Raw genomic sequence first — 9,251 nt, 5'->3', positions numbered from 1 at the left:
TTTTTTGGAAGTGAAATACAACCTAATACCTTACATATTATTTTACCAGTAGGAATTAGTTTTTACACCTTTCAAACGCTAAGTTATACTATTGATGTATATAGAAAGAAATTAGAACCCACAACTGATTTTATAGCCTTTGCTGCCTTTGTTTCCTTTTTTCCACAGTTAGTAGCAGGTCCAATAGAAAGAGCAACACATTTGTTGCCACAGTTTAAAAAGAAGCATGCTTTTAATAGTAAAAATGCTATCGATGGTTTACAACAAATACTATGGGGTTTATTTAAAAAAGTGGTAATTGCCGATAATTGCGCGCAGTTTGCCAATGATATTTTTAATAACTACCCAGCATATTCTTCCACAACTTTATTATTAGGAGCCTTTTATTTCGCTTTTCAAATTTATGGCGATTTTTCAGGATATTCAGATATCGCTATCGGAACTGCTCGTTTGTTCGGTTTTAATTTAATGCAGAATTTTGCGTTACCTTATTTTTCAAGAGATATTGCAGAGTTTTGGCGAAGATGGCATATCTCCTTATCTACCTGGTTTCGAGATTATGTGTATATTCCACTTGGAGGTTCTAGAGGAACTAAAGGAAATCAAATACGCAATGTGTTTATTATATTTTTAGTCAGTGGTTTTTGGCATGGAGCGAATTGGACTTTTATTGTTTGGGGGTTTTTACATGCATGTTATTTTTTGCCAATTATGTTAACTAATAAGAATAAAGTACATACGAATTTAGTTGCCGAAAATAGTTTTTTGCCAAGTATAAAAGAGTTTATACAAATAGGATTCACTTTTTCTGTAACCATGATTGCATGGGTTTTTTTTAGAGCTGAGAATGTGACAAGTGCATTTTCCTATTTAAAACAGATAGGGATTTTTTCTTTACATTTTATGGAAAAGATTCAACTAGAGCGTTTTGCATTTGAAATGGTACCATTAATTATACTGCTTTTAACTATAGAATGGTTTACAAGAAAAATGGAACATCCTTTAAAGGGAGTGAAGCAACCTATACTTCCTAGTGTCATACTTTTAGTACTCATTTTTGTATTTGGAAGTTTTTCTAAACTACAAGAGTTTATTTATTTTCAGTTTTAAATATGAAAAAATTTGTATCCCTTTTTTTTAAACTATTGTTGTTATCTGTATTCGTACTTATAGCCTTAGACTTTACCTATACAAAAATATATAGTAGTTCTAGGTATAATAGAACTAAGGTGTCTTGGGCACAGAATATAAGTAATGAAAAACCTTTAGATTATGCTGTTTTTGGTTCTTCCAGAGCTGCTTTTCATCTCAATCCAAAACAAATATTACAAACAACGAATCAATTAGGTTTTAATCTTGCTTATCCAGCAGCTACAAATTTTGAAATAAAATTAATGGTGAAGCATTTCTTGGAAGCACATCAAGTAAAAAGGATTTTTATCCAAGTAGATAAGTTGTATAATAAAGAAACAATAGATCCAATGGCGATAACACCATGGATGCCTTACATAAGAAAAGACTATGTGTATAATGAAATAAAAAAACAAGATTCTTTTGCATTTTTTAAAAAGTACTTACCATTTTATCGGTATATGCTTTACGATTCTAAATTAGGTTTTAGAGAGCTTACCATGACATTTTTTAAAAAAAATATATTCGAAAATAATATGGGGTTTTCTGCTATTAATGGTAGCATGAAAAAAGAAGGACGATTTGTTATAAATGACTTGCAAAACAAAAAAAACATTCATTTATTGGAGATTATTGAAATGTGTAAGGAAAATCAAGTAGCTTGCTATTTTTTTACAGCTCCTTACTACCAAACCGATTTTAATACGGAAGTTTTAAAAGAAAATCTTCCAAATTATATTGATTTTTCTAAATCTATTAATAATATTAACATGTTTAATGATTATCAACATTTAAATATACAAGGAGCAAAGGTATTTACCAATGTATTTATTGAAACGTATTTTGAAAACAAAAACTAATATAGATATTAACTAACAATGCTATTCAACTCCATTAGTTTTGCTGTTTTTTTACCCATCGTATTTATAGTATACTGGTTTGTGGTAAAACGCTCTTTGCATTGGCAAAATATCCTTATTGTTTGTGCTAGTTATTTGTTTTATGCATGGTGGGATTATCGTTTTTTAGCATTGATAGCATTAAGTACACTGGTCGATTTTATAGTTGCTAAGCAATTGTATAAGGAAACCGTAAACAAGCAAAGAAAAGCACTTCTCTTTATTAGTTTGTTTTTTAATTTAGGCATGTTGGCCTTTTTTAAATACTTTAATTTTTTTATTAAAAGTTGGGTAGATGCATGGCAACTGTTTGGCATAGAAATGCAAGCTACTACTTTAAAGATTATTTTACCTGTAGGTATTAGTTTTTACACGTTTCAAACCTTAAGCTATACCATAGATGTATATAGAAAGAAGATAGAGCCAACTAATAATATCATACAGTTTGCTGCATTTGTTTCCTTTTTTCCGCAATTGGTTGCAGGTCCTATAGAAAGGGCATCTCATTTATTACCTCAATTTAATACGAAGCGTATTTTTAATAGTGATTTTGCTATTAGTGGTTTTTATTTAATTATTTGGGGATTGTTTAAAAAAGTAGTGGTTGCCGATAATTGTGCTTTTTTTGTGAATCAGTTATTTGATGGTGCAGGAAATTATTCTTCAATGGAATTGTTTTTAGGAGCTGTACTGTTTGCCTTTCAAATTTATGGTGATTTTTCTGGGTATTCGGATATTGCAATTGGTGTAGCTAGATTGTTTGGTTTTGATTTAATGACTAATTTCTCCTTTCCATATTTCTCTAGAGATATTGCCGAGTTTTGGAGGCGTTGGCACATTTCACTTTCTACTTGGTTTCGAGATTATTTATATATTCCCTTAGGAGGTTCAAGAGGTTCAAAGTGGCTGGTAGTTAGAAATGTATTTATTGTTTTTTTAGTTAGTGGCTTTTGGCATGGCGCAAATTGGACTTTTATTATTTGGGGTGGCATTCATGCATTATTATTTTTGCCATTACTGCTATTAAATAGCAATAGAAAGCATGTTGTAACAACTAGGTTTTCTATGCGTTATCTCCCTAAAATACTGCTCACTTTTGTGTTGGTAAGCTTTGCATGGATCTTTTTTAGAGCGGATACTGTAAGTATGGCGTATGCTTATATTATAGATATATTTCGTTTTAAAGGGAGTTCGGTACTAGTATTTTATAAGACTTCTAAAATGATGCTCTTTAGTGCCATACTTGTTTTAAGTATTGGTATATTGCTATTGTTTGAGTTTTTAGCGGTTCAGAAAAATAAAAAAGAAGTTGAATTAACTACTTTTACAGCTGTTTTTATTGCTATTCTAATCTGTTTTATGGGCGTGTTTAAAAATCCGTCTGAATTTATATATTTTCAATTTTAATATGCAATTATTTTTAAAGAGAATTGGAGTTGTCGTTTTACTTTTTGTAAGTATTTCCATGATAGTTTCTGCTGGAAGCTTACGGTCTTTGCGCCAATCTTCATTTTATAAACCTTCTTTTTTAGTTAATAGTATTCAGGAAAAAGAGTTTGATTATATAATATTAGGAGCTAGTACAGGATTAACCACTTTAAATTCAAAAGTTATAGATTCTGTTTTGCAAATTAAAGGTGTAAACTTATCTATGGATGATACCGCATTATCTAGTCAATACTTAATGTTACAGCATTTTTTAGCACAAGGGAAAACAACAAAGTATTGTGTTTTAGCACCAAGTATTAAAGATTATGATGTAATAAATAACAATTTAAGTGGAAATGATTATCGTTATTTACCCTTCATAAACTCAACGTATGTTTCTAACTATTATAAACAATTTTCAAGTAAACCAGCAAAAGTATTAAGTGCTTCAAAATGGATACCAATGTTTGGGGTTTCTTATTTTAATGCTGAAATATTCTTTCCTTCATTAATAACATTAATACAATCTAAAAAACGAAATAGATTTGATGATAAAGGAAATTACACCTATCCAGCTATTAATAATAAAGATAAAACTATGGATTCTTTTAAAGTGTTACCAGTTAACTTTAAAAATATTTATCTAGAAAAAATGAAAGCTTTATGTACATTGAATAATATAGAGTTAATTTGTTATTTTTCGCCTACTAAAAATAAAAGAGTAGTAACAAAAACACCCCATTACAACATAATCAATCATAGCTATATATTAAAAAATGAAACATATTTTTACGATGTTATACATGTAAATTCAATTGGTAGAAAAGTTACTAGTGAATTATTTGCAATAGAAATGAAAGAGTATATTGAGTAATTGATGTATTTGTTTTTAGCTTATTTTAAACCAATTAAATAAGAAGAATAATTACTTGGTTAGTAAAAGTTCTTTAATAGCAAAAAAAACATGTTTTGAAAACTAATATATGTTTGTTTGATTTTTAAATTGAAAAGATAGTTATTGTAATCTTTTAACCAAATATAGTTGATAATTTAATAGTGTTAAGCACACATTTAAAAATATAACAAATGAAAGAAGGGTTTTTATATATTGCAACTGGGAAAAAATATATTAATGAAGCTATACTATCAGCAAAAAGTTTAAAATCTCATAATGAATTAGCTAAAATAGCTTTGGTAACAGATGAACCAATAAATGATTGTGTTTTTAATGAAGTAATTGTTATAGAAAAAAAACATTCATTAACCTGGAAAGAAGGTCTTAGTTTTAAAGTTGCAGGTTTATTAAAAAGCCCTTTTGAAAAAACTTTTTTTATTGATTCAGACACTTATTTTACTGATAACACTTCAGAATTATTTAAATTATTAGATTATTTTGATATTCTAATGTGTCCTTCGCCTAATGATATTTCAAAATTGAGAATAAACAATGAAGTATTGTTAGGAATCTCTCATTATAATACAGGCGTAATAGTTTATAAAAACAATGATAAAATAAGAGATTTGTTTTTACATTGGAAAGATCTATATTCTAACAATCCAAAGAAATACGCTGGTGATCAACCTGCATTTTCAGAGGCATTATTAAAACATGATGTTAAAATTTATGTTTTAACAAATGCATATAATTTTAGATTTCCTTTTTTTATTACAATACCTCCTTTAAAAGTAAAAATATTACATGGTAGATCTTCAAATTATTCTAAATTAAATAAAAAAATTAATAAACATATAGCGCACAGAACATGGTCACCATATTGGGAAAGAACTTTTAAAGATTATAGAAGACTACAAAGTACCAAACGGTTCTTAATAAAAATATTTGGTAAGAAAAAGTATTATAAATTAGAAAATGATTTAAAAAAAATAATTAAAAAATAAGTTTCTATATTTTTTATTTCAATTTATGAAATAAGAATATTTCCTTTTAAATTTAAATTAAAGCGTTGAAAAATAAGTTAAAAATAGCTATCTACTCTGGAGATATACCAAGTACTACTTTTATAGAAAGGTTAATACATGGATTATCTGCAACCGGAAACACTATTTATTTGTTTGGTTTTATTAAAAAGAAAGTCAAGTATACCGGTTCGGTTTCTGTTTTTGGATATAAAAATACGAGACTGTACAAGGCGCTTCATTATATAAAATACAGTTTGTTATTGTTTTGTTTTAAAAATAAAGAAAAACAAAAACTAGATCTAATTCTAAAAAAACAATCTAAAAATCTGCTTCTAGATAAAGTAAAAAGCTATCCAGTGTTATGGCATAAACCAGATGTTTTTCATTTACAATGGGCAAAAGGACTGGCAGATTGGGTTTGGGTTAAAGAGTTTGACATAAAACTAATATTAAGCTTACGTGGTGCGCATATTAATTATTCGCCAATTGCAGATGTAACATTAGCAAAGATGTATAATATATACTTTCCGAAAGTAGATGCCTTTCACGCGGTTTCTAAAGCTATAGGAATAGAAGCCGAAAAATATGGAGCAGCTAAAGAACGTGTACAAGTAGTATACAGTGGTTTGTCAGAAGTTTCTGTTGCTATTCAACAAAAAAAGCCAAATACTGTTTTTCAAATTATTTCAGTAGGAAGAGCCCATTGGAAAAAAGGATACACCTATGCGCTAGATGCTTGTAAAATATTGAAAGCTCATAATGTGAAGTTTCATTATACAATAATAGGAGGGACTAAAGATATTGAATATACCTATCATTTACACGATCTAGGTCTATTGGATGCCGTTACCTTACAAGATAATATAGCCTATACCAAAGTACAAACTTTAATGCAACAAGCAGATTTACTTGTATTGCCAAGTGTTGAAGAAGGTATCGCAAATGTAGTATTAGAAGCAATGCAGCATAAAACCCTAGTACTAACTACTTCTTGTGGTGGTATGGAAGAAGTGATTGTAGATAATGAAAATGGTTTTATGGTACCCACTCGAGACGCAGAAGCAATTGCAAAAAAAATAATGCATATTCAAACTTTAGAAGAAGATCAAAAAGAAGCCATACGTATTAAGGCATTACAAACATTAAAAGCACAGCATAGCGAACAACAAATGGTAAGCAGTATGCTAGCCTTATACCAAAGGATACAAAATAATGAAGCATAAAACAGAAAGCTTAACCATTGGTATTGTATTATCTACAGTGCCTAAATATTCGGAAACCTTTTTTAGAAATAAGATAAAAGGGTTGCAAGATCGTGGTTTTCGTGTCATTCTGTTTGTAGATTATGTACATGTAGATGATGCAGATTTTTCATGTAAAGTAGTTACTGGGAATAATTTTAATGGAAGCATTTTTAAAACAGTATGGTATAGTATTTTGGCCTTAATAACTGCGTTTTGTATGCATCCAAAGAGAAGTTTTACTTTATATGCATTAAATAAAAAAGACGGAATGTCTTTAAAAAAAAATATTAGAAGCGTTATACTTAATCAGTTCTTTCTTAAAGAACAAATAGATTGGTTGCATTTTGGGTTTGGTATGTTGGCTGTAACGAGAGAAAATGTAGCAGCAGCCATGCGAGCAAAAATGGCAGTAAGTTTTAGAGGCTATGATTTGTATTTATCCCCTTTAAAGCATCCAGGTTGTTATGATGTGTTGTTTACTAAAGAAGTGCAATATCATGTGTTGTCGCAAGAAATGAAACAGGCATTAGAAAGTCTAAAAATCCCATCCAATAAAATACAAGTAATTACACCAGCAATCGATACGCAATTTTTTAAATCAAATAGTCAGATTCAAAAACAGGACTGTATTCAATTTGCAACTGTTGCTCGTTTACACTGGAAAAAAGGACTAGAATATACCTTAGAAGCTTTAGCGCTTTTAAAAAAAGGAGGACTAAACTTTCATTACACCATTATTGGTGCGGGAAGTGAAAAAGAAAGACTTGTTTTTGCAGCTCATCAATTAGGAATTCTTGAAACGCTTAGCTTTACTGGTAAAATGCCACAAACGGAAGTGAAAAAACAATTAGAAAAAGCAAGCATATACATACAGTATAGTATTCAGGAAGGGTTTTGTAATGCGGTTTTAGAAGCACAAGCTCTAGGATTACTATGTGTGGTTTCTAATGCCGAAGGATTGGCCGAAAATGTTCTAGATGGTACAACAGGATGGGTAGTGCCAAAACGGAAGCCAGAGTTATTAGCTAGTAAATTGAAAAGTATTATTAAGCTTACTGATATAGAAAAAACAACCATAAAAGAAAATGCTATTGCTAGAGTAAATAAGGAATTTGGATTAAAAAAACAACAGGAAGAATTTGTAGCTTTTTATACTTTGAACTAACAAACAAAAGCTTTATTTATTAGTGTAAAGATTATGGTTTTTTAATACATAATATCTATTATTGTAAAACAATTGAAATTAAAACACACTATCTTACAAAATTATGACGCAATATGAATTTATGCGATGGTTTACTTTTTCTATAATGCCTGCGCATTTAGTAACGGTACGTAATAATTTAAAACAATTAGTAAAGCAACTTAAACCTGTTGTAAATACTCCTTCCGTTTTAGATGTTGGCGGACGTAAATCTCCATATACTATAAACTTGCCTGTAGCAATTACTTTGCTAGATGTACCTCAAGAAGAAGGAACTCGGGAAGCGCTTAATTTAGGATTTACGAAAGATATTTTAACCACGATACAAAAAAAACGTAGTAATATTAAAGATGTTATTATTGAAGATATGACAGCGTCTACTTTGCCAGACGCATCTTATGATGCAGTAACTTGCATTGAAGTTATAGAACATGTAGAGGCGGATGACATTTTTGTAAAAAACATAGCCAAAGTTATAAAGATAGGAGGTTGGGCTTATTTTACCACACCAAATGGCGATTATATTAAAAATGAAGGTCCTAATAAAAATCCGGATCACGTTAGGCATTATACCCGATTTGAGTTACAAACACTGTTAGAAAAATATTTTGATAAAGTAGATGTACATTATGGGGTAAAGACAGGTAAATACCGAGTACAAGGCTTAAAAAGTTATAGTTTAAAAAGACCAATACAAACCATGCGATCTATTTTTTCTAATATAATTAATAGGTTGCAATCTAAAAATGTAAAAGATACAGCTGAAGAAACGGCACATTTAATTGCTATAGGGTATAAATAAAAGATGAAGCAAAAAGTATTTATTTTAGGTTTTCAAAAAACAGGAACTACTTCTTTAGAACATGCCTTACAACACTTAGGGTATCGTGTTTATGGTGGAGATAAAAACCTAATGAAGATTTTAGATACCGAAGCATTAAAAGCCTATATTGAAAAAACACTAGCACCTTGGGATGCAGCACAAGATATGCCTTGGCCTCTTTTTTATAAAGAGCTTTATGCTGTTTATCCAGATGCTAAATTTATTTTAACCATTCGCGATACTAAAAAATGGATTAGAAGTGTAGTAACTTATTTTGCCAGTATTAGGATACCATTACATCAAAAAATATATGGCGTTCCTTGTGCTGAAGGTTATGAAAATAGATATATAGAATTGTATGAGCAGAGTAATAAAGAAATTATAGCTTTTTTTAAAGACAAACCGAATTTCTTAATTATGGAAATGGGTAAGAATTTTAACTATACAACATTAGGCGATTTTTTAGAATTGCAAGCGGTGCCTCAAGAAGCTTTTCCGCATGCTAGAAATAACAAAAAAAGGAAGTTGCCAAATTATAAGCTATACAGAGATATACGCTCTATGTATTGGAATTATAAAAAGAACTATTAATATATAAGCCC

Annotated in this window: 9 protein-coding genes; all 9 read left to right on the top strand. The window is 29.6% G+C overall.

Translation table 11 applies throughout. The features are described from left to right. Nucleotides 1-1,110 (top strand): MBOAT family O-acyltransferase (locus ACVC3Y_RS06400; RefSeq protein ID WP_452226415.1); only part of this gene is annotated, 1,110 nt, incomplete at its 5' end. Nucleotides 1,111-1,112: 2 nt separating this feature from the next. Beyond that, nucleotides 1,113-1,991, top strand: coding sequence for a hypothetical protein (locus tag ACVC3Y_RS06395; RefSeq protein WP_452226414.1), 879 nt, complete (start codon nt 1,113-1,115; stop codon nt 1,989-1,991). An 18-nt stretch (nt 1,992-2,009) separates the two neighbouring features. Next, nucleotides 2,010-3,437, top strand: a complete 1,428-nt coding sequence (locus tag ACVC3Y_RS06390) for an MBOAT family O-acyltransferase (RefSeq protein ID WP_452226413.1) — start codon at nt 2,010-2,012, stop codon at nt 3,435-3,437. Between the two features lies 1 nt (nt 3,438). After that, nucleotides 3,439-4,332, top strand: coding sequence for a hypothetical protein (locus ACVC3Y_RS06385; RefSeq protein ID WP_452226412.1), 894 nt, complete (start codon nt 3,439-3,441; stop codon nt 4,330-4,332). A gap of 212 nt (nt 4,333-4,544) precedes the next feature. Beyond that, entirely contained in the window at nt 4,545-5,357 is an 813-nt protein-coding gene (locus ACVC3Y_RS06380) for a putative nucleotide-diphospho-sugar transferase (protein ID WP_452226411.1), read from the top strand. Between the two features lie 65 nt (nt 5,358-5,422). Further along, a complete protein-coding gene (locus tag ACVC3Y_RS06375) occupies nt 5,423-6,601 on the top strand; it encodes a glycosyltransferase family 4 protein (protein ID WP_452226410.1) in 1,179 nt (392 codons plus the stop codon). Next, nucleotides 6,591-7,787, top strand: coding sequence for a glycosyltransferase family 4 protein (locus ACVC3Y_RS06370; protein ID WP_452226409.1), 1,197 nt, complete (start codon nt 6,591-6,593; stop codon nt 7,785-7,787). Before ACVC3Y_RS06375 ends, ACVC3Y_RS06370 begins: the two co-directional genes overlap by 11 nt. A gap of 103 nt (nt 7,788-7,890) precedes the next feature. Further along, entirely contained in the window at nt 7,891-8,628 is a 738-nt protein-coding gene (locus tag ACVC3Y_RS06365) for a class I SAM-dependent methyltransferase (protein WP_452226408.1), read from the top strand. Nucleotides 8,629-8,631: 3 nt separating this feature from the next. Further along, a complete protein-coding gene (locus tag ACVC3Y_RS06360) occupies nt 8,632-9,240 on the top strand; it encodes a sulfotransferase family protein (RefSeq protein ID WP_452226407.1) in 609 nt (202 codons plus the stop codon). The last annotated feature ends 11 nt before the right edge of the window (nt 9,241-9,251 follow it).

The organism is Lacinutrix cladophorae (genome assembly GCF_053604645.1).
The sequence above is the reverse complement of the archived record's forward strand: the minus strand, read 5'-3'. Positions and strand labels throughout refer to the sequence as shown.